Here is a 21,089-nt window from a genome sequence, read left to right as displayed (position 1 = left end):
ATTTGCGTCCTCTCTGAGTCATGGCGTGGCGAGATAGCGCTCATCAGGTAATCCTGATCGCCTGCCATTCCGTTTTTTGAATTCCGTTTTACGCGTCGTCTCCGCCAGGCCGGGACGCTTTAATCCTGAGTATGGTTTGCCGCGTAGTTTCAAATTTACGCGCTATCGCACTGATGCTTTCGCCTGCATCAATTCGCGCATGAACTTCAAGCTTTTGTTCGTCGTTAAGCGCAGGAGGACGGCCAAATCTTTTACCGGACGCCTTTGCCCTGGCGATGCCTGCATGGGTACGCTCAAGGAGCAAATCTCGCTCAAACTCAGCGACTGCTGAGATCACCTGCATCGTCATTTTGCCGGCCGGACTGGTCAGGTCTACTCCACCAAGCGCGAGGCAGTGCACACGAATTTCTGATGCAGCAAGAAGCTCGACAGTTTTTCTGATGTCCATTGCATTACGCCCGAGGCGATCGAGCTTTGTCACAATCAGGACGTCACCATTTTCCATCCTGTCGAGTAGTCGCATAAATCCGGGGCGTTCGGCAGCTGCAACCGAGCCACTGACGTATTCCTCTAACAGACGTTGGGGGCGAATGGCAAAACCAGCAGCCTCGATCTCTCGACGCTGGTTTTCGGTGTTCTGTTCCAGGGTTGAAACCCTGCAGTAAGCAAAAACTCGTGACATAGGGTTACTACATGTACTAAATAGGTGTACTTATTGTAACGCATGTACGAATTTAAAAACACTGACTTCCGTACATATGCTGTGATGGGTGTCCGAAAACGACCGTTAACGTACAGCCTATTAAGAATATAAATTTCAACTAGAATAATTTACAGTTGATAAAGTAACTGTTGTTATTTTTTTTGTTGTAACTATTTCACTTTCATTTATAACGAATCAAGAGAAATAAATTAATGACGTCTTAAAAAAATATTTACTTTTAAGTGAAGCTTCAGTTAATGTTAAATTGATTATAATTTTTCACACATATGCAAAAAATTTGATTTATGTATTAAAAAAGAAAATAAGACAAAGGCATGAATATGGCTACTATAAATGTTATTTTAGGTGACAATGGTCAAGGAAAAACGAGGTATTTACTTAATTTCTTTAATGAGAATTTTAAAGATAATCACTTTGCAATTTTATCAAACTCACTAATCAACCCATTCCCAAGAGTTGAAGAAAACAGCCCCCATTATTACCGCCTAAGATCAAGGAATGGATTTAACTCGGATTTTTTATCAAGATCGATAAGCGATTACTTCGTAAACCTAATTAGAAATAATTCTTTAAGAAGGTTGCTAAGCATATGCAAGATGATTGGTTATTCTGACGATATTGTGGTCAGGAGAGAGCCATTATATGGTATTACAAGGACTAATGAAAATTACAATCCGTATGAGTTAATTTATTCTGCATATGGTAAGAATAGGTATAAAAGTACAACTTCCTTTAAGAGACCTATAACTAACGGCATGGTTAAAGAGTATGGGAATTATCTAGGCATGAGCCGTGATTTCCATTTAGGGTATAACGATTATGAGAATATGAGCCAGTCATTAAATGACCATCTCAGCCAAGAAGATGAATTAAAAGCTAATTTAGGGATAGGTTCTTTTAGGCCACTTTTTGAAAATAGAGTTTTTGTAAGAAAGTCGGGTGATTTTTTTCCAATAGAACACGCCAGTTCAGGTGAACTATATATGCTTTCATCTGGCCTTTTTCTAAATAATTTCTTAGATGACCGTGAAATTAAACTACCCAAGGTTATACTAATAGACGAACCTGAGAATAGCCTCCATCCTAAGTGGCAAAAAAAATACATTGAATTTCTGGTTTCCTTTATGGATTATAATGATAAAACTAAAGTTATTATTGCGACTCACTCACCTTTTATTACCATGGAAACTAACTTTTTAAGCTCCGAAGTTTCTTTATTCCATATTGAAGATGGTGTCATTTATAAAGCGAATCACAAGAATAAAAACAATAACATTGAGCAAGTTTATTATGAGCTTTTTGGTGTTTTGACGCCCAAGAACAGGTATCTTTCTGATTACTGTAGTAAGTTAGTACGCGATGTCGCAGAGGGTAAAGAGTATTACAGTGATGCTTATGAAAAAATTTCCGCAATGGAAAAAGCAGCATTTGATAATAAACAATCTATCTTTCTTGCTGATGTGCTTAAGCTACTTTCAAAAGTGCACGGTGATTTAAATGGCTGATTTTTTATTTTCCCCAGAAGAAACCGTGTTAATTGATGAATGTATCAGAAAGGGTCATAATTCATGGAAAGATGAAAGTTTGAAAAGTTTAAAAAGCAGGGTGAAAGAATATTTAAAGGTTAGGCAAAAGCATTTTTGTTGTTATTGCCTAAGAGATATGTTTGATGAATTTAATTATGTGATTGATATTGAACACATTCTCCCTAAGCATAAATACGTAGATTTCATGTTCAATATGGATAACTTGGCGGCATCATGTAAAAGATGTAATATGAAAATGAAGGGTAGGAGTGTTAAATTTATTAACCCATGTTTTCATAACAATGCAAACCCTTTTGCTACAGAGAACTACAAATTTGTACATCCGAATACTGATGTTTTTGAAGAGCATATAAGGTACGTTTCCCTACAGGAAGGAACAAATATTCTTGTTTCTTATAGCGTCAAAAATAATAGTGAAAAAGGAAGTTACAGCATTGATTTTTTTAAACTTGATAGGCTTGCAAGAAATACAAATGATAAAGCACAAGGCATTCCTGTTGAAGACGAAGATGCTTACGATGGAAACCCAGACGATGATGATATTGAAGATGACGATGAAGGTTTAATAATTGACAAGGGCCATATTGATATTGAAGGAGCAATAGACAGCTTGGCTAATTTGCATCAGCAAAAATGAGAATTATAATGTGGCTTTCAAGGCGCTCTTGTAATTTGAGCGCCAATTTTAGAGCTGATATGTATTTTTTAAAATAAATTCAAATGTGAAAGAATTAGATAGTTTGATTTTAACATAACAGCTAGTAACTAACTCTATTTAGAGAATTATTTTGGCTGTAATTAGTTAAAATATTCATCTGGACCGCCTGCTAATCTTGATGGCCTGCGGAAATAATCCTTTTCCTTTTCTTCATAGTATGTATTGGCGAAATGTTTCTCATAAACATTTATGAGGTTTTTGTTCTTCGTTTTGTAAAATTCTTGTCGTACTTCGTGAGCTTCAAGGACTCGAATTTCACACCTTTTTCTTATGTTGTTATCTTGAATGCATTTTTCTAGTAGTAAGCTGCTCTCTTCACTGAATTTTCCAGTCGTCCAGATTTCTACTATAATTTCAGCGTTAGGGTAATCAACTTTTCCCTGATCTCTAAAAACTGGTATTTGTTTGCTAACCCAATTTTTTACATCCTCATGTTTTACCTCTGAGTATGGTTTATAACCTTTGCATTCAATGAATCTAATTTCTTTATGCCTTTTTCTAATGCATACGTCACTATCCGCATACTTTCCATTTTGGGATTTACAAAGCCTACCTATTTCAATATCGCCACCATCTTCTCTAACTACCTCAGCAACAAGGTATTCAAAGAGTGCTCCTTGTAGCTGTGCTGCAGCTCCTTTTACTTGGGCTAAGCATGTCATGATTGAATCTATTTTTTCAATGCCTCGTGAATCCTTGATGAAGTAATAATCAAGAAAGTCGTTTAGTTCTTTTAAGCTTTTTGCTACTTCCTCTCCAAACAAGTTTGAGGGAGTTGCGGGTATGATTCCGTGTCTCTTTAGTTCTGAAAATGCCTGTGGTTCGAACTGACTCGCCGCGAATATGAAAAGAGTTCTACCTACATTTTTTAACGACAATATCGATTTGCATTTAGCTATGAAGGGTTGTACCTGAACAAGAGATACAGTGGTACCGAGCAATACGTCGCAAGCAAAAAAGCCGGGTTTCTTTGCTTCAGCAGAAATAGTAAGAAGGGGTGAAAGGTAAGAAGGCGCTGTAATATCAAACTGATAATTAGATATAGAAGGCGTATCATTTAACCTGGTTTTGACCGAATCGTAACTTACCAAGTTAAGATTTTGTGCCCACTGGACGATTGTGGATATAAATACAGACTCTGTGACAAGCCTTGCATTTACCTGCCTTGCAACGTGTTCATAACGCTTTTTATCGCGTTCTTTTATAACTAGACATTCGCCTATACCAGTTAAATCTGTCTTTTCACATAGTCCTAAGTTTATAAGTTTTCCCAGTACTTCTGTAAAAGAAAGCTTTTTTTTCATGGCGAGTGGAGAACCACTTGCAGCACCAAAATGGTTCACTGGAATGATTCCACCCCGAGCTGTTAATGCAGTTAATGCTAGGCCAATCGAAGATCCGCTTTTTACTAACTCGTCAGTAATGACTATCCAGAACCTCTCACTTCCGTATGATTCTTTCAGATATACGAAATGCTCCCTTTTCGGGAACATGTTTTTTATGCTGCTTATTTCACCTGACTGAACAGCTCTGGAGATCAATTTCCTGGCATTTTCAGGCGAGATACCTCTGTCGGTGATAAGTAGCTCAGCGAGCTTTGAGCTAAGGCAAGGGCCATGTCTGTGTAGTAGCTTGGAGACTGAGGTCATCGGTTTGTCACACTGCGCTATTAATAATTACAAACATAACACAGCATAGTCCCTTAAAAACACAGGTTAGATTAATCATTGATTTTTAACATTAAATTTGGTTTGTTTTAGCTTGCAGTGTTTTGTGTGCCGCGATTGAGTTTTTTCAGCAAAAAAAACTAGCTTTTCTACAGCCGTTTTATCCTACTTAATCACACCTTTAAACATCGCTAAAACTAAAAGTCTATTGTTTGCTGCCGATTAAATCCTCAATCGGTAATCCTGAAAAGAGAGAGATACCATGTTATGGGAGCTTCTATATGTTTTCACAGACACAGCTGCAGGGCGTTGAGGGTGAACAGCTTGACCTTTATATGGACTGGTTACTACAGGAAATCAGCCGCTGCGAAGCGGAAGCTGATAACTGTTCACGTGAGGTCAGAAATGAGGTTTTTCACAAGATCAAGCAGCGCACGCTTCATCAGGAACTGAGGCGGCACCGCAGGGAGCTGCGGCGCGTACTCGATGAAAAAAAGAGAAGGCTTCACTGGTGGTGTCACTGACATCAGGCAGCTTTTGCTCTCAGGTAATCGCTTATGGCCTTAATATCAGCGTCAGTGTAGTTTTCAGTTAGCTCTATGAATGCTATTCCTGCACTGTTGCATGCTTCACGTTTGACCGCGTCACGTAAAATCGCATCGTCCTGATAATGGCCGCTGCCGTGATATTCAACAACGGCTATTGGCTGCCCTGACCAGTCTATGATCACGAAATCTGCCCGCTTACTGTTAATCGCCAGATAAGCCTGCTTGTCATCTGACCCCAGAATCTCACCGAGTGATACCTGAGAGAATACACGATAGCCACGGTGTGATGCTGAGAGCAGCTTTTCGAGCTTGCAGAATACACGGTACTCACTTTTATTCATCAGAGGACGCTTGTGAAAATCGCTGCTTCTTACGGTGTTCAGTTGTCGTTCGGCCGTAGTTTCTTCCCGCGTATATTCAGGCGCTGGTCTATTATCCCGCCACTCCGGTTTCTGAGTTGGTGCTGGCTGGTATGGCCCTTTCTTACGTTTCTGCTTACCTCGTACCGCCAGAAAAATCACGACCGCAACGGCAATCATAAACCAGCTAAAAAGATCCATGAGCGATATCGCCTCCTTAAACGTAGTGCCGGGTATCATGACAAGACCTGCGATTTTTACAAACTAAACTTGCCCGTCCCCTGCCCTTCTCTTCTAAAGCCACTAAATCTATGTACCACTGTTAAGCAGTTAAGATTAGGTAATTCAGCAATTTAAAAAAAAATATGTATATACATAAGTATATACTTAATTGATTTTTTGGGAGGTAACGTGTCGTGCCCGGCAATGATTTATAAGCAGCTATGTATATGCTTATGTGTATACATTGACATGGTGCAGAATGCATGTAGTATGCATATACCTTTGTATATACATGGCGGTGTGAAATGAAGAAGCCCTACATTATTTCTTTTGCGAACAGCAAAGGCGGTGTTGCCAAAACGACAAGCTGTATTGCGGTTGGATGCGCGCTGGCTTCAGCTGGCTATAAGACCTTACTGGTTGATCTGGACCACCAGGGAAACCTGAGTGACGACGTGGGACGCGGTGACGAAGACTATACAATCACCGATCTTTTTGAAGACCCTAAGTTCGACACCAATAAACTCGTTTATACCGCCCTCGACGGGGAAACCGTCATTCCTAACCTGGATGTTATCCCCGCCGATATAACCCTCGCAGTTGAAGCACGCAGCGCCGAACGTTTCCGTCACCGGCTCAATATTCTGGATGAAGGCCTGGCAAGACTCAAAAACGTTTATGACTTTATCCTGATTGACCTGCGGCCAGCCATCGATCTCAGCATCGAAAACGCGCTACTGATAACAGATAAAATTGTTGTGCCGGTCGATATGGATCGCAGGGCAGTAAAAGGCATTGATGACCTGTTTCAGGTTGTTCGTGAGGTAAGGCGTAATGACGATTTTGTATATACACTTGTAAAGACAAAAGTTAACGAGTCTCACTCTAAAATGAAAAAAGCCATTGATGGATATATCAGTGAAGCGGGCTATAAAGTTGCGAATACTGAAATACGGCAGAGTGAGCTTTTCAAACAAGCTACTGAGGTGCATCGTCCCGTTATGATGTTCGCCAGAAATGAACGCCCTTACCGGGATTACAAAGCCTTCACGCAGGAGTTGCTGCAGCAGATTGAGGAGGCCGCAAGTGGCAAGAAGTGATCGTATAGCGAAAGGGGTTACGCGCGTTACTGAACGCAGAAATATCACAACCGGAAAGCAGATGAACCTTCGCCTTACTGGCCTGGATGACGATGCGCTATCCATTCTTGTTGAAAGAATACAGGAAAGGCTGCCTAACAAAAACATAACGCGATCGCGTGTAGTCCGGGCCGCCTGCTATATAGAAGATGATAAGTTGATCGATAAGCTGGCTCAGCTTCTCGTTGAAAACACTTGATTTGTATTTACATAATACAAGCTTAATGCATATACGTATGAATATGCTTTTGTATATACATAATTAGAGCGTAATGCCTATACATTTGTATAGGCATTATTGTATTGATGGGTTATGAATATGCTGATTGTTCTCAGGCTTTTATATATATATTTGTATATACAATAACGCGTTGTAAGCAGCCCTGCAGCTGGATGTCAGATTAATTTTGCGATCGGTAATTCTTTCCAGTTTGTCGTCCATGCTTTACTCAGCATCTCCCGCTTCATCTTCCAGTCAGGGTCGATACCTTTCCCCGCAAAGCCTATGCTGTAGCGCCCGGAGCGGTTCATCGAATCCATCAGGCTCATCAGCGCTTCACTGCCGGCGCGCGGCACTTCATCGTCAAACAGGTTAAGCTGCGCCACGCCGTTTGGCCGCAGCTCACTCAACATGATGCCGGCTTTCGCATAGCGAAAACCCGGGCGCCAGATCGCGTCCAGGGATTTCACCGCCGCCTCGATGATGTTGCGCGTGTCCTGCGTGCCTACGCGCAGTTTCACAAACGCTGTGTTGCCGTAGCCAGGCTGTCCGGTGTCGAAAGGGGAGGTGCGGATAAACACGGAGATGTGGTGACAGAACTGCCGATCCTCACGAAGCTTTTCCGCCACGCGTTCAGCATACGCGCAGACGGATTGTCGCATCGCGTCATATTCCGTGATGCGCTCGCCGAAGCTGCGGCTCACGACAATCTGCTGCTTTGGCGGCGGGGCATCCTCCATCGGGATACAGGACTCGCCGTTAAGCTCGCGTACAGTACGCTCCAGCACAACGCCAAAATTTTTACGGATAAAGGTTGGGGAGGAGCGGGCCAGATCGAGCGCAGTTGTCACGCCAAGCAGCTGCAGGCGCTTTTCAAGCCTGGAGCCTACGCCCCAGAGTTCACCCACGGGCTGGCGTGAAAGCAGCGTCTCTGTCCGCCTGGGGTTGCCCGGCGTGAGCGCCAGCACCCCGCGAAACTGCGGCCATTCCTTTCCGGCCCACTGCGCTGACTTCGCCAGCGTCTTCGTCGGCCCCAGGCCGACGCCGACAGTCAGCCCGGTGCAGGTTTTGACATGGTTGCGGATCATGCGGCCAAAATCCTCATAGGGCATGGCCATTTCCATGCCGCGGCAGTCGCAGAACCCCTCATCCACTGAATATACCTCCAGACGCGGCACAACTTCCTCGATGCAGGACATCACCCTCGTGCTCATTGAGTGGTTTATGTGGAATACAATTTCAACAGCTTAATTAGTAACCGACTCAAAGCACGCGCGCTTTAGGTATGTCAGACCAGCGCGTGGTCCAGGCAGGGCTTAGCATTTCACGTTTCATTTTCCATTCGGTATTAATGCCCTGGCCCGCAAACCATACATTTCCCATTCCGGACTGGTTGATATCATCCAGTACCTTCATCAGCTGTGCGCTGTTGGCCCGCGGCTGGTTATCTTCAAACAGATTGAGCTGGCTTATACCGTTTGGAGTGAAGTTATCAAGCATGATACCTGCTTTCATGTACCTTCGACCCTCAAGCCAGATACGGTCAAGTGATCGCATCGCAGATTCAATAATGTCACGCGTGTCCTGTGTTGGCAGCGTCAGTTTCTCACCGGCGCTGTTCCCGTAAAAAACCTCACCGTTTGCGTGTGGCGACGTCCGGATAAATACGCCGATGTTGCGACAGTACTGACGTTCCCCGCGCAGTTTTTCCGCTGCGCGCGCAGCGTACTGACACAGCGCCTGCTGCATAGCGACTTTTGAGGTAATTCGCTCGCCGAAGCTGCGGCTACAGACAATCTGCTGTTTTGCCGGTGGCAGCTCTTCGAGCGGAATACATGATTCACCGTTCAGCTCGCGTACGGTGCGCTCCAGCACCACGGAAAAGTTATCTCGAATGAATTTCGGACGCGCCCGTGATAGCTGCAGAGCAGTTTCGATGCCCATAAGGTTGAGTCGTTTACCGATACGCCGTCCCACGCCCCATATTTCCTCAACGGGCTGGTTAGCCAGCAGGGTTTCAGTACGTTTCGGATTACCTGGCGTAAGCGCCAGTACGCCGCGAAACTGCTTCCACTCCTTGCCCGCCCACTGGGCCGATTTTGCCAGTGTTTTGGTCGGCCCCATGCCGATACCGACGGTGAGACCCGTTGTGGTAAACACATGCGCACGCAGGCGACGGCCAAAAGTTTCGAAGTCCTCACAGCCGTCAATACCGGTGAGATCCAGAAACATCTCATAAATGCTGTACTGCTCGACGCGTGGCGTTATCTCCTCAAGCGCGGTCATTACTCTCTGGCTGAGGCTGTGATAAAGCGCGTAATTGGAGCTGAACACGTGCACCTTTTCCGGATAATCCTGTGTTTTTACCTGAAACCATGGCGCACCCATTTTGATGCCAAGCGCTTTTGCGCCAGCGGAGCGTGCAATGACGCATCCGTCGTTGTATCTGAATGAAACTAACAATTAGTCATTAATAACTTATTTATTTTAATAGGAATTTAACTACTAACTTTTACTATGTGTTTTGTATCGGTGGCTGGTAATGACTCCAACTTATTGATAGTGTTTTATGTTCAGATAATGCCCGATGACTTTGTCATGCAGCTCCACCGATTTTGAGAACGACAGCGACTTCCGTCCCAGCCGTGCCAGGTGCTGCCTCAGATTCAGGTTATGCCGCTCAATTCGCTGCGTATATCGCTTGCTGATTACGTGCAGCTTTCCCTTCAGGCGGGATTCATACAGCGGCCAGCCATCCGTCATCCATATCACCACGTCAAAGGGTGACAGCAGGCTCATAAGACGCCCCAGCGTCGCCATAGTGCGTTCACCGAATACGTGCGCAACAACCGTCTTCCGGAGCCTGTCATACGCGTAAAACAGCCAGCGCTGGCGCGATTTAGCCCCGACGTAGCCCCACTGTTCGTCCATTTCCGCGCAGACGATGACGTCACTGCCCGGCTGTATGCGCGAGGTTACCGACTGCGGCCTGAGTTTTTTAAGTGACGTAAAATCGTGTTGAGGCCAACGCCCATAATGCGGGCGGTTGCCCGGCATCCAACGCCATTCATGGCCATATCAATGATTTTCTGGTGCGTACCGGGTTGAGAAGCGGTGTAAGTGAACTGCAGTTGCCATGTTTTACGGCAGTGAGAGCAGAGATAGCGCTGATGTCCGGCAGTGCTTTTGCCGTTACGCACCACCCCGTCAGTAGCTGAACAGGAGGGACAGGTGATAGAAACAGAAGCCACTGGAGCACCTCAAAAACACCATCATACACTAAATCAGTAAGTTGGCAGCATCACCCTGCTGTTATATCAAAACAGGGGCCGGAATCTCAGGTGCGAACCTGACCCGGGTCAGTGCTGACATTCATAATAAGATGAACAATCTTCTTAAGACAGCTGATAGGTAACCGTCCGGCAGGGCGGCTAATGCGGCGGGCTGGATGAAACTGTCCTGTAGCGCATACATTACAAATGTCCGCTTTTCGCTCATAGCAGACTAAACAACACTCCAGAGCTGCTGACATGAACAGCATCAAATTAACTAACGTTTCTCACCACTCAGATCGTTGTTGCTGAGCACTAGCACAGGGCTGCCACGCAGGTCCGGGCGGAACAGCGTCTCGCAGCTGGCATAGAATGAATTAACGTCAGCCAGGCCGAACATGGACATCATGATCTCCGCCGTGTGTAGATAACCCGCACATATCAGTTTCTCTGGCGCGGAGTGTGCACGAAGTGCGCCACTACGCCGAAAATTTCCAGGGTATCCGGGTCTGGGATAATAACAGGATAGGCGGGATTCATCGGCTGCAATACCGGCCCTTTCTGGGTAATAAGAAGGCGCTTGACCGTAAATTCGCCGTACAGCACGGCGATAACCACGTCGCCGTGCTCAGGCCTGAGTGCCCGATCGACTATCAGCAGGTCGCCGTCGTAAAGTCCTATGTCCTGCATGCTGTTGCCCTGTGCGCGCAGGAAGAAGGTGCTTGCCCTGTGGGCTATCAGATATTCGTTTAAGTCGAGTTCCTGCTCCGCATAGTCCTGGCAGGGAGAGGGAAACCCGCAGGGTACGCGTTCCAGGAAAAGGGGCCTGTAGCTGGGCGGCGGATTATCCGTCGGGTGCATCAACTCAAAGGCGTGAAACATAGCAAAAATCCCTGTCAAAATGCTGTATTTATTTACAGTAGTATTGTCTGGCTTTACGGACGAAGCAAGAAGCATGGGGCGACACAAATATCATTAAAATAACGGACCATTGATTTATTTGAATTTATAGCGGAACGACAGCTCGTAAAATAAACAGCTATCGGGGCTTTCTGTGTCAGGGCATGTTAAAAAACTTTATTTTTATTCAGGAATATCTTACTTAGTCTGTTCAGTACTTCACTTATGCCCCTACTGACAATCCGATCTTCACGCATGACCGTCCCCAGAGTCCGGTGAAGCGAGGGCGTCAAAGAGTAAAGACTGAGACCCTGCCTTTCTTCAAGACTTGCAACGGACATTCGGGGAACAATGCTGTAACCCAGACCGGCATGTACCATCCTTTTAATGGCTTCAATACTGCCAAGCTCCATCACCGGGCTGACAGTATGCCCTGCATCGCTGAACCATCCGTCAATCAGGGAGCGTGTCCCGCTTCCGGGTTCAAATACAATCAGCGGCAGTGGCAAAAGGGCATCGGGAGACAGCGGTTTTGCACTCTGCTCTGAGGTATCCTTTTCCATTATGACAACAAACTCATCCGTACCCAGCGGGCTGACGCTCAGGCATTTACCGGCTGCCGGCAGCGTTACCAGACCAATATCTATCCTGTTTTCCTCCACTCCCCGCACAATATCGGAAGTATTGCCTGTGCGTACATCCACCTTCAGCAAGGGATGGATCTGTCGCAGTTGCTGCAGTAAGGGAGGCAGCAGATGGATACAGACTGTTGCGCCTGTGCCGACAGTAACGGTGCCGGTAATCTCGTCTGAATGCAGGGACACCGATTCAACTGCTGTACTTACCACAGCATCAATTTTCATGCAGTGCTCAGCAAGAGTCATCCCTGCAGGGGTAGGCCTTACTCCCCGGCTGGTTCGCTCAATGAGCCGGACCTGAAGCATCTGCTCCAGCTGTCTTATCTGCAGGCTCACTGCCGGCTGCGACAGGCCGAGTACTTCTGCCGCCCCCGAGAAACTGCCCCGGCTGATGACCAGCCTGAAGGTAGCCAGATGATCGAGGTTCAGGGTTGCCATGCCAAAGTTTTCCTTATGCCGCTGATAAGTTCTGCTGCCTGTCTGAAATGATTCATCCGGGTTAGTCTCTGTTTCTGGCCGGAAAAGGAGCTGTACTGATGGAAATAACCGAAGCAGATGAACGACATATTCCCGCCATACAACAGATTTATGCTTATCACGTATTGCATGGCACCGCCACTTTTGAAACCGAACCGCCGGGTGAGGCTGAAATGGCAGCCCGACTGAAAAAAGTACATGCAGCAGGTCTGCCCTGGTTGGTGGCGGTTGAGGGTGGAATTGTCCGGGGGTACTGCTATCTGTCTCTTTACCGGGAACGGTGCGCCTATCGCTTCACCCTGGAAGACTCTGTATATATTGACGCCACGTATCAGGGGCGAGGCATTGGAAAAATGCTGTTATCTCGTGCGGTAGCATGGGCAGAAGCGCGTGGCTTTCGTCAGCTCGTAGCCGTGGTGGGAAACAGTGAAAATACCGCCTCCCTTGCTCTTCACCGCGCTGCAGGGTTCAGCATCACCGGTACGCTCAGATCTGTAGGATTCAAGCACGGGCGCTGGCTCGATACGATTATCCTGCAGCGTATGCTCGGGCAGGGCGACGCCACGCTTCCGGATAACACAGATTGACAGCCGGACATCTGACAGGCCGCACCATTTTCTGCATAGGCATGACGCAGCTTATCAACTGGGGTATTACGTTCTACATGCCGGGTGTCTTCGGAACCGCCATCATGGCGGAAACAGGCTGGTCTCCCGGTGTGATATTCTCCGGCCTGACCGTTGCCATGCTTGTTATGGGGCTGGTTTCACCGCTGATCGGTCCCCTAATGGCCCGTACCGGCGGGCGCACGCTGATGATGGCGGGGACTTTCGCCATAACCATCGGGTGTTTTCTGATGGCGTTTACCTATTCAACATTGGCGTGGGTTGCCGTCTGGATCCTGACAGGAGCGGGTATGCGGCTTGCCCTGTATGACGCCGCGTTTGCCCTGCTTGTGGAAACCGCAGGCGCAGAGGCTCGCAGGGCAATCTCTCTGGTCACCCTGCTGGGCGGTCTCGCGTCGGCCGCCTTCTGGCCTGCCGGCGCGGCGCTGTTACACGTCACCGACTGGCGGCATGCCGTCTTCATTTATGGCTGTGCGGGACTGCTGAGCCTGCTTTTTCTGACCGCCGTTCCGGCAGGCCGTCGGATAAAACTTCCCGTAACAGGGCGATCAGGCCCTTCGGCTGACGAAACAGCAACACCAGAGGACAGAAAAGCACTCATCAGCGGTCTGTTGTATGCCACGCTGATAGCGTTGATTAGCTTTGTCTCCACTGGGGTGTCCACGCATTTTCCCCGGATACTGGCCGTTTATGACATGCCGGCTCTGGCTGGCATGCTGTGGGGAGTGGGGCAGGTAGGTGCCCGTCTGCTGGATGTGGCTTCCGGTGCACGAATCTCCGCGCTACGTCTGAACCTTATTACCGGTATTCTGCTGCCCCTCTGTTTTCTGACCGGCCTTGCAGGGAACATTAATCCTGTGGCTACAGCCTTCTTCGTTCTGGGCTATGGGGCTGTGAACGGGCTGAACACGGTCGTGAAGGCCGTACTTCCTCTTGTGCTGTTTAATCCGCAACAGTACGCCCGCAAAACAGGCGTACTGTTGTCACCAGGATTTTTTCTCGCGGCACTGGCTCCGTCTGCGTATGCCATGCTGCTGGAACGGTGCGGTATATCCGGCACGCTGCTAGTTTCCGCCATTCTGACCCTGTTCATTACGGCGATTTCTGTGGTGCTCTGGCAACGTCATTCCGACTCTGTTGTGCAGAGACGGGATGAGAAAGCGTCACCCCTTCCCGGAAAAAATGTTTGACGGTTCCTGTACTTCCATTATTCTGGAATTATAGTTAAAGGAGGTCGCATGGATTTACATACCGCAGCAAACGCACTTCGGGAGCTGGGCCACCCGACCCGTCTCAACATATACCGGGAGCTGGTCAGGGCGGGTCATGACGGTCTGCCCGTGGGTGACATCCAGAAAAGACTGGCTATTCCGGCCTCCACGCTCAGCCATCATCTTTCTGCGCTGATGTCCGCTGGCCTCATAAGTCAGGAACGGCAGAGCCGAACCCTGTTCTGCAGGCCCTGTTATTCGCAGCTTGAGCAGCTGATGGCTTTTCTGACTGAAGAGTGCTGCGCCGGCGGCAGCGACTGCAGCCTGTCCACCGCAATTACCCATAAAGAGACCCTATTGTGAATAACGTGAATGATGCCCTGGACAATATCGATCCGACGCTCCTGGATGCACCGCTGACGGAAGAAAAGCTGAAGGCAGCAGAGGTGGCACACCCGCCCCGCATCCTGATGCTCTACGGCTCGCTGCGTGAGCGCTCTTACAGCCGTCTCGCCACGGAGGAGGCCGCCCGGCTGCTGACGGCCATGGGCGCGGAGGTTAAAATATTCAATCCGTCCGGCCTGCCGCTGCCGGATGACGCCCCGGAGACGCACCCGAAGGTTGCAGAGCTCCGCGAGCTGGTACTCTGGTCAGAAGGCATGGTCTGGTGCTCGCCGGAGCGTCACGGTGCCATGACCGGCATCATGAAGACGCAGATTGACTGGATACCGCTGACGTCCGGTGCGGTCCGGCCGTCACAGGGAAAAACCCTTGCGGTGATGCAGGTCAGCGGCGGCTCACAGTCCTTCAACGCCGTAAATCAGATGCGCATTCTTGGGCGCTGGATGCGCATGATCACTATCCCGAACCAGTCATCCGTGGCGAAAGCCTGGGCCGAGTTTGATGAGGACGGCCGCATGAAGCCTTCTTCGTATTACGACCGCATCGTGGACGTCATGGAGGAACTGATGAAGTTCACCCTGCTGACGCGCGGGCGAAGCAACTGCCTGACCGACCGCTACAGTGAAAGGAAAGAGAGTGCCGCTCAGCTCTCAGAGCGGGTCAACCAACGCAGCATATAAAAAAAGCCGGCAGATGCCGGCTTTTGTTTTTCACACTCGTTATATATGCCACCTGGGGAAAAATCAGTGGCTGACGCGGTGACCGTGCTCATCAATGACTGCTTCGCCATCCTCTTTGGTGAACGCGCCCTGCTGCGGGTCTGGCAGTATATCCAGAACTACTTCAGAGGGGCGGCAGAGCTTCGTTCCGAGCGGCGTCACCACCACCGGGCGATTAATAAGGATTGGATGAGCCAGCATGGCTTCCAGTAGCTCGTCATCGCTAAACCGGTCTTCTGCCAGCCCGAGCTGCTCATACGGCTCCGTATTTTTTCTCAGCAGAGCGCGCACGCTGATGCCCATGTCCGCAATCAGTTTTTTCAGCTCGTCGCGCGACGGTGGCGTTTCCAGATACAGAATAACCTTGGGTTCGGTGCCGCTGTTGCGGATAAGCGCCAGGGTGTTGCGGGACGTCCCGCACGCCGGGTTGTGATAAATGGTGATGTCAGTCATAAGCGGTACTCCGTAAAGGCGCTGCACAGTCGCAACACCGGGGTTAAGGTTAAACAGACAGGCGCAGGGCCAGCGCGGCCAGCGTCACAAAAAGTACCGGCAGGGTCATCACGATGCCCACGCGGAAGTAGTAGCTCCAGCTGACAGTAATGTTTTTTTGCGCCAGTACGTGCAGCCACAGCAGGGTAGCGAGGCTGCCGATGGGGGTGATTTTCGGGCCGAGGTCGCAGCCGATGACGTTGGCGTAAATCATCGCCTCCTTCACCACGCCCTGTGCGGTGCTGCCGTCAATCGAAAGCGCACCAACGAGCACGGTAGGCATGTTGTTCATGACAGAAGAGAGCGCCGCCGTCAGGAAACCGGTGCCGAGCGTTGCGCCCCAGACGCCATGCTCTGCAAACCGGTTCAGGGCGGCAGAAAGGTAATCAGTCAGGCCGGCGTTACGAAGACCGTACACCACCAGATACATGCCCAGCGAGAAGATAACAATCTGCCAGGGCGCGCCTTTCAGCACCTTGCCGGTATCAATCACGTGTCCTTTCCGGGCAACCAGCCAGAGAATACACGCCGCCACCGCTGCCACCAGGCTGACCGGTACGCCGAGCGGTTCAAGAGCGAAAAAGCCGACCAGTAGCAGGATGAGAACAATCCAGCCGGTTCTGAAGGTGCGCGCATCGCGGATGGCCTCACGCGGCGCCTTCAGTTTCGCCAGGTCGTAAGTGGCCGGGATGTCCCTGCGAAAAAACAGGTGCAGCATGACCAGCGTGGCTGCAACTGAGGCGATATTCACCGGCACCATCACCGAGGCATACTCGCTGAAACCCAGTTTAAAGAAGTCTGCCGTGACGATATTCACCAGGTTCGACACGATGAGCGGCAGGCTGGAGGTGTCGGCGATGAAGCCTGCCGCCATCACAAACGCCAGCGTGGCGCCCGGGCTGAAGCCCAGCGCCAGCAGCATGGCGATAACGATCGGCGTCAGAATAAGCGCTGCCCCGTCATTGGCGAACAGGGCGGCTACCGCCGCACCCAGCAGAACGATATACGTGAACAGCAACCGGCCCCTGCCGCCGCCCCAGCGTGAAACGTGCAGCGCGGCCCACTCAAAAAAGCCGGACTCATCAAGCAGCAGGCTGATAATGATGACCGCAATAAACGTGGCCGTGGCGTTCCAGACAATCTGCCAGACCACAGGAATGTCCCCGATGTGTACCACGCCGGTCAGCAGCGCCAGTGCGGCGCCGATAACGGCACTCCAGCCAATGCTGAGCCCTTTCGGCTGCCAGATCACCAGTATCAGGGTCAGGATAAAAATCGCACCCGCCAGAAACATACTCTCTCCTTCTTAATTATACGTGCCCGTTAAAGCGGGCTGCTAAGTGTACCCTGTAAATATATGCGTTTAATCGAATGTGTTTAGATAAAATTTTTACATGCAGACAGCTTTGCCGTTGATGGTTGCGTTATCACGCTCAGCCTGTTGACTGAGATGAAGAATTTCATCCCGCTGACACAGATATGCCTGCTCAATGACCGCTGCTGCCCACGCAGGCATGTGTGGCGATAACCGGTAATGGATCCACTTGCCGTCGCGCCTGTCGATAAGCAGTCCACTCTCTCTGAGCAGGGCCAGGTGCCGCGATATTTTTGGCTGTGTTTCTTTCAGGATAGATACAAGCTCGCAGACGCAGAGCTCCCCTTTTTCGCGCAACAACAGCACCAGGCTGAGCCGGGTTTCGTCAGAAAGATTCTTAAAAAGTTGCAGGGGCAGAAGTGACGGCATAATTTCTCCTTCGTGGCGGACAGCAACAAGTCTCGTCTTCTGCAGACGAAAGGTCAATTTTATATTTATAAATTCATATATGTTGTGACGTGCTTACAGGCTTTTCTGTACAGCTTAATGAGGGAATAGCGGTTAAACGATGTCACACAGATTTTAACGGCAGCATACTTTCAGCAACCTGAATGGCCGGGCATGACGAAGTAACATCACAAAAAAAGGCCTGTTGCTTTAGTGAACCGTTCTACTTACAGCAGAAAGCAGCATCAGTAAGAGTGGCTTCCGGCCAGATGACCTGCAGTGATAACCGGCACGATATCCTCAGGCTCTTCTGCCTGCTCCAGTTCGCGCAGAATACCGCAGTCCCGTGTTGCCCGGTTGGCATTGCAGTGGCTCCGGAGCTCAAACAGTTGCTTTTCCAGCATATTCAGTTCACGAATACGGGCCTGAACGTGGTTCAGATGTTCATTTATCAGGGCATTAACCTTACCGCAGTCTGCGTCAGGCTGGCTTCGCGCCTGCAGCAGCACCCGGATTTCTTCATGGGTCATATCCAGCGCCCGACAGCGCCGGATAAACATCAGTCTTTCCAGATGCGCACTATCATAATGGCGGTAGTTATTAGTCTGATCCCGCAACGCGGCCTGCAGCAGGCCCTCACGCTCGTAATAACGCACCGTTTCTACCGGACATCCGGCCAGTCGGGCCAGTTCGCCAATTTTCATAATTCCTCTCATCTGATCTTGACCCTGTAGTTACATCAGGGTCTTTAATGCCAGTATACGTTATGAACGGGATAAAGACATGAGTGACTGCTGCAGTAATAAAAAATGTGGTTCAGCCGCAACCGGAGAAGAGGCGTCCGTTAAAAAAAATGTTGCTGCCCCGGCAGAGGAATCCGGTAAAACGCTACAAAAAACGGCTGAAGCCACACCGGCCTGTTGCAGCACCGGGAGCTGCTGCTCACCGGACAGCCTGAGTCAGCCATCCGAACCGGTTACAGAGCATATCCGCAACGATGAAGTTCAGACGCGTCTGCGCATCATGCAGATGGACTGCCCGACGGAGGAGACGCTGCTCCGCAAAAAACTGGCAAAATTACCTGCCGTCAGCAATCTTGACTTCAATCTGATGCAGAGGGTGCTCACCGTGACCCATACGCCGCAGGCGCTGGGGCCGGTTCTGCAGGCGGTGCGCTCGCTGGGTTTTGACCCGGAACCGATTGATAAAGCAATGCAGCCTGAAGGCAACTGCTGTTCAGGCCGTGAGGCGGAAAGCACCGGCGGTTCCTGCTGCGCGCCTGCTCCTGTCACATTCGGTGAGCTGCAGACCCAGCAGGTGACCGCTGACGGGGTGCGTACCAGTATCAGGATCATGCAGATGGACTGCCCGGTTGAAGAGGGCATGATCCGTAAAAAGCTGGACGGCATGTCAGCCGTGAAGGAACTGGATTTTAACCTTATGCAGCGCGTACTGACGGTGGTTCACGCACCGGATGCGCTCGAGCCCGTTCTGGCCGCCATTCGTTCGCTGGGCTTTGAGCCTGAACTCCCTGACAGCAGTGGCCGACACGTGGTCACGGAGGAAAAGAAAAAAACCTGGTGGCCGCTGGCGCTGGCCGGTGTGGCGGCAATCGCCGCCGAAGCCATGCACTGGACGGGTATGCCGGAATGGCTGGAAGCGGCTCTTGCTCTGGCTGCCGTTGCGGCCTGTGGCCTGTCCACATACAAAAAAGGCTGGATTGCACTTCGCAACGGCAACCTGAATATCAACGCCCTGATGAGTATTGCCGTCACCGGGGCGCTGGCGCTCGGACAGTGGCCTGAAGCCGCCATGGTAATGGTGCTGTTCACGATTGCGGAACTGATTGAAGCAAAGTCTCTTGATCGCGCCCGCAATGCCATCGGCTCTCTGATGAAACTGACGCCTGAAACGGCTACGGTTCAGCAGCCGGACGGCTCCTGGAAAGAAACTGAGGCCAGGTCTGTATCCCTTAACAGCGTGGTCAGGGTAAAACCGGGCGAGCGTATCGCCCTCGACGGCACGGTGGTTCGGGGAAGGACCGCCATTAATCAGGCACCTATTACCGGCGAAAGCCTGCCGGTGGATAAAGGGGAAGGCGACCCGGTCTTCGCCGGGACGGTCAACGGATCCGGTGGCTTTGAGTACCGGGTAACGGCCGCTGCCGGAAATACCACGCTTGCGCGTATCATTCATGCCGTGGAGGAAGCGCAGGGGGCAAAAGCCCCTACGCAGCGCTTTGTTGATCGCTTTGCGCAAATTTATACCCCTGTGGTGTTTGCTATTGCCGTCGCAGTTGCCGTTCTCCCGCCGCTGATTGCAGGTGAAAGCTGGCAGGAGTGGATTTACAAGGCGCTGGTGATGCTGGTTATTGCCTGCCCTTGTGCGCTCGTCATTTCCACGCCAGTGACCATTGTCAGCGGCCTGACGGCAGCAGCTCGCCGGGGGATATTGATCAAGGGCGGCGTTTATCTTGAAGAGGGCCGAAAGCTGAAGTGGCTGGCGCTAGACAAGACCGGCACCCTGACGCACGGTAAGCCGGTACAGACGGATGCGATTATCTATACCGGGGTGGCAGAAGACGAGGGGCGCAAGCTGGCTGTGAGCCTGGCAGGTTACTCCGATCATCCGGTTTCGCAGGCTGTATCGGCGGCATCAGATTGCATTCAGCGTTATGAAGTGGAAAGCTTTGAGGCTCTGCCAGGTCGCGGCGTGCGTGGCGTCATCAACGGTCAAACCTACAGTCTGGGCAATCTGAGGCTGGCTGAAGAAACGGTGCGCTGCCCGGAAGCGGTCAGGGCTGCACTAACGGAACTGGAGACCGGGGGTAAAACGGTCATCATGCTCTGTGACATTCATCAGGTGCTTGGGCTGTTTGCGGTGGCTGATACGGTGAAGGAAAGCAGCCGCGAGGCGATAAGTCAGTTGCATAGTCTGAGTGTCAAAACGCTCATGCTGACCGGAGACAATGCGCACACGGCGCAGGCCATTGCCGGTCAGGTTGGCATTGATGAGGCGCGGGGGGATCAACTGCCGGAAGATAAACTGCGTGCTGTAGAAACATTTACGGCGCAGGGCACGACCGGCATGGTAGGCGACGGCATCAATGATGCACCGGCGCTGGCCCGCGCCGATATCGGCTTTGCCATGGGTGCAATGGGCACGGATACCGCCATCGAGACTGCCGATGTGGCCCTCATGGATGACGATTTGCGTAAAATTCCGGCTTTTGTCCGACTCTCCCGGCAGACGTATAACATTCTGGTTCAGAATATCGTTATGGCTATTGGGATCAAGGCAGTATTCCTGGCCCTGACCATTGCCGGTATGGGGACCATGTGGATGGCCGTATTCGCGGATGTGGGGGCAAGCCTGCTTGTCGTGGCAAACGGTCTGCGCCTGTTGCGTAAGTAACCTGCCTGGCTGCTCTTCCGGTAAAGACAGGC

At 50.1% G+C, this 21,089-nt stretch carries 19 protein-coding genes and 3 pseudogenes; 9 read left to right on the top strand and 13 right to left on the bottom strand.

Going from position 1 to position 21,089, the window contains the following annotated elements; translation table 11 throughout:
* Window positions 1–88: 88 nt before the first annotated feature.
* Window positions 89–682, bottom strand: coding sequence for a recombinase family protein (locus LZU96_RS23465; RefSeq protein WP_084886268.1), 594 nt, complete (start codon window positions 680–682; stop codon window positions 89–91).
* Between the two features lie 362 nt (window positions 683–1,044).
* Between LZU96_RS23465 and LZU96_RS23460 the strand changes: the two genes are divergently transcribed.
* Both LZU96_RS23460 and LZU96_RS23455 read left to right on the top strand, forming a co-directional pair.
* The gene (locus LZU96_RS23460; RefSeq protein ID WP_233988991.1) at window positions 1,045–2,229 is read left to right on the top strand and encodes an ATP-binding protein; all 1,185 of its coding nucleotides are present in this window, start codon (window positions 1,045–1,047) and stop codon (window positions 2,227–2,229) included.
* A complete protein-coding gene (locus tag LZU96_RS23455; RefSeq protein WP_233988990.1) occupies window positions 2,222–2,908 on the top strand; it encodes a hypothetical protein in 687 nt (228 codons plus the stop codon). Before LZU96_RS23460 ends, LZU96_RS23455 begins: the two co-directional genes overlap by 8 nt.
* Before the next feature lie 161 nt (window positions 2,909–3,069).
* On the opposite strand, the gene LZU96_RS23450 is transcribed toward LZU96_RS23455, so the two are convergent.
* Window positions 3,070–4,638 carry a hypothetical protein gene (locus tag LZU96_RS23450; protein ID WP_233988989.1) on the bottom strand — a complete coding sequence of 523 codons (1,569 nt, stop codon included), beginning with the start codon at window positions 4,636–4,638 and terminating at the stop codon, window positions 3,070–3,072.
* Between the two features lie 299 nt (window positions 4,639–4,937).
* On the opposite strand from LZU96_RS23450, the gene LZU96_RS23445 reads away from it, so the two are divergent.
* A complete protein-coding gene (locus tag LZU96_RS23445; RefSeq protein WP_233988988.1) occupies window positions 4,938–5,180 on the top strand; it encodes a hypothetical protein in 243 nt (80 codons plus the stop codon).
* A gap of 2 nt (window positions 5,181–5,182) precedes the next feature.
* Here the strand turns inward: LZU96_RS23445 and LZU96_RS23440 are convergent, their stop codons facing one another.
* Window positions 5,183–5,764, bottom strand: coding sequence for a DUF2726 domain-containing protein (locus tag LZU96_RS23440; protein WP_233988987.1), 582 nt, complete (start codon window positions 5,762–5,764; stop codon window positions 5,183–5,185).
* A 326-nt stretch (window positions 5,765–6,090) separates the two neighbouring features.
* On the opposite strand from LZU96_RS23440, the gene LZU96_RS23435 reads away from it, so the two are divergent.
* Window positions 6,091–6,885, top strand: coding sequence for a ParA family protein (locus LZU96_RS23435; RefSeq protein ID WP_233988986.1), 795 nt, complete (start codon window positions 6,091–6,093; stop codon window positions 6,883–6,885).
* A gap of 435 nt (window positions 6,886–7,320) precedes the next feature.
* On the opposite strand, the pseudogene umuC (LZU96_RS23430) reads toward LZU96_RS23435, so the two are convergent.
* The 6 genes and pseudogenes from umuC (LZU96_RS23430) to LZU96_RS23410 all read right to left on the bottom strand — a co-directional run.
* Window positions 7,321–8,376 (bottom strand): annotated as a pseudogene (gene umuC / locus LZU96_RS23430) (translesion error-prone DNA polymerase V subunit UmuC); the annotation flags it as partial.
* 31 nt (window positions 8,377–8,407) lie between these two features.
* A pseudogene (umuC, locus tag LZU96_RS23425) lies at window positions 8,408–9,586 on the bottom strand (translesion error-prone DNA polymerase V subunit UmuC); the annotation flags it as partial.
* A 111-nt stretch (window positions 9,587–9,697) separates the two neighbouring features.
* A protein-coding gene (locus LZU96_RS23420) for an IS1-like element IS1A family transposase (protein ID WP_233987823.1) occupies window positions 9,698–10,395 on the bottom strand; the annotation gives its coding sequence in 2 pieces (ribosomal slippage) (window positions 9,698–10,146 and window positions 10,146–10,395; 699 coding nt in all).
* 319 nt (window positions 10,396–10,714) lie between these two features.
* Window positions 10,715–10,816: pseudogene (locus LZU96_RS23550) on the bottom strand (hypothetical protein); the annotation flags it as partial.
* A 41-nt stretch (window positions 10,817–10,857) separates the two neighbouring features.
* On the bottom strand, window positions 10,858–11,298 hold the full coding sequence (gene umuD / locus LZU96_RS23415; protein WP_233988984.1) for a translesion error-prone DNA polymerase V autoproteolytic subunit: 441 nt from the start codon (window positions 11,296–11,298) through the stop codon (window positions 10,858–10,860).
* A gap of 185 nt (window positions 11,299–11,483) precedes the next feature.
* The gene (locus LZU96_RS23410) at window positions 11,484–12,392 is read right to left on the bottom strand and encodes a LysR family transcriptional regulator (RefSeq protein ID WP_233988983.1); all 909 of its coding nucleotides are present in this window, start codon (window positions 12,390–12,392) and stop codon (window positions 11,484–11,486) included.
* A 98-nt stretch (window positions 12,393–12,490) separates the two neighbouring features.
* On the opposite strand from LZU96_RS23410, the gene LZU96_RS23405 reads away from it, so the two are divergent.
* The 4 genes from LZU96_RS23405 to arsH are packed head-to-tail and all read left to right on the top strand — an operon-like array spanning window position 12,491 to window position 15,350.
* Window positions 12,491–13,018, top strand: a complete 528-nt coding sequence (locus LZU96_RS23405) for a GNAT family N-acetyltransferase (RefSeq protein WP_233988982.1) — start codon at window positions 12,491–12,493, stop codon at window positions 13,016–13,018.
* The gene (locus tag LZU96_RS23400; protein WP_233988981.1) at window positions 13,015–14,247 is read left to right on the top strand and encodes an MFS transporter; all 1,233 of its coding nucleotides are present in this window, start codon (window positions 13,015–13,017) and stop codon (window positions 14,245–14,247) included. The genes LZU96_RS23405 and LZU96_RS23400 overlap by 4 nt, the downstream gene beginning before the upstream one ends.
* Before the next feature lie 48 nt (window positions 14,248–14,295).
* Window positions 14,296–14,631 (top strand): ArsR/SmtB family transcription factor, encoded by a 336-nt coding sequence (locus tag LZU96_RS23395; protein ID WP_233988980.1) that lies wholly within the window; start codon window positions 14,296–14,298, stop codon window positions 14,629–14,631.
* Complete coding sequence (gene arsH / locus LZU96_RS23390; protein WP_376751057.1) at window positions 14,628–15,350, top strand: arsenical resistance protein ArsH; 723 nt, start codon at window positions 14,628–14,630, stop codon at window positions 15,348–15,350. The genes LZU96_RS23395 and arsH overlap by 4 nt, the downstream gene beginning before the upstream one ends.
* A gap of 63 nt (window positions 15,351–15,413) precedes the next feature.
* Here arsH and arsC read toward each other — a convergent pair whose 3' ends face one another.
* The 4 genes from arsC to cadR all read right to left on the bottom strand — a co-directional run bounded on the left by arsC (window position 15,414) and on the right by cadR (window position 18,347).
* The gene (gene arsC, locus LZU96_RS23385) at window positions 15,414–15,842 is read right to left on the bottom strand and encodes a glutaredoxin-dependent arsenate reductase (protein WP_233988979.1); all 429 of its coding nucleotides are present in this window, start codon (window positions 15,840–15,842) and stop codon (window positions 15,414–15,416) included.
* A 49-nt stretch (window positions 15,843–15,891) separates the two neighbouring features.
* Window positions 15,892–17,175 carry an arsenic transporter gene (locus LZU96_RS23380; RefSeq protein ID WP_233988978.1) on the bottom strand — a complete coding sequence of 428 codons (1,284 nt, stop codon included), beginning with the start codon at window positions 17,173–17,175 and terminating at the stop codon, window positions 15,892–15,894.
* A 96-nt stretch (window positions 17,176–17,271) separates the two neighbouring features.
* Complete coding sequence (locus LZU96_RS23375) at window positions 17,272–17,625, bottom strand: metalloregulator ArsR/SmtB family transcription factor (RefSeq protein WP_233988977.1); 354 nt, start codon at window positions 17,623–17,625, stop codon at window positions 17,272–17,274.
* Between the two features lie 263 nt (window positions 17,626–17,888).
* Window positions 17,889–18,347, bottom strand: a complete 459-nt coding sequence (gene cadR / locus LZU96_RS23370) for a Cd(II)/Pb(II)-responsive transcriptional regulator (RefSeq protein WP_233988976.1) — start codon at window positions 18,345–18,347, stop codon at window positions 17,889–17,891.
* 319 nt (window positions 18,348–18,666) lie between these two features.
* On the opposite strand from cadR, the gene LZU96_RS23365 reads away from it, so the two are divergent.
* Window positions 18,667–21,057, top strand: a complete 2,391-nt coding sequence (locus tag LZU96_RS23365; protein WP_233988975.1) for a heavy metal translocating P-type ATPase — start codon at window positions 18,667–18,669, stop codon at window positions 21,055–21,057.
* Window positions 21,058–21,089: the final 32 nt, after the last annotated feature.

It is taken from the genome of Pantoea agglomerans (assembly GCF_021397715.1).
GTDB classification, from domain to species: Bacteria; Pseudomonadota; Gammaproteobacteria; order Enterobacterales; family Enterobacteriaceae; genus Pantoea; species Pantoea astica.
Note: the sequence above shows the minus strand (reverse complement) of the source record. Positions and strands in the feature narration are given on the sequence as shown.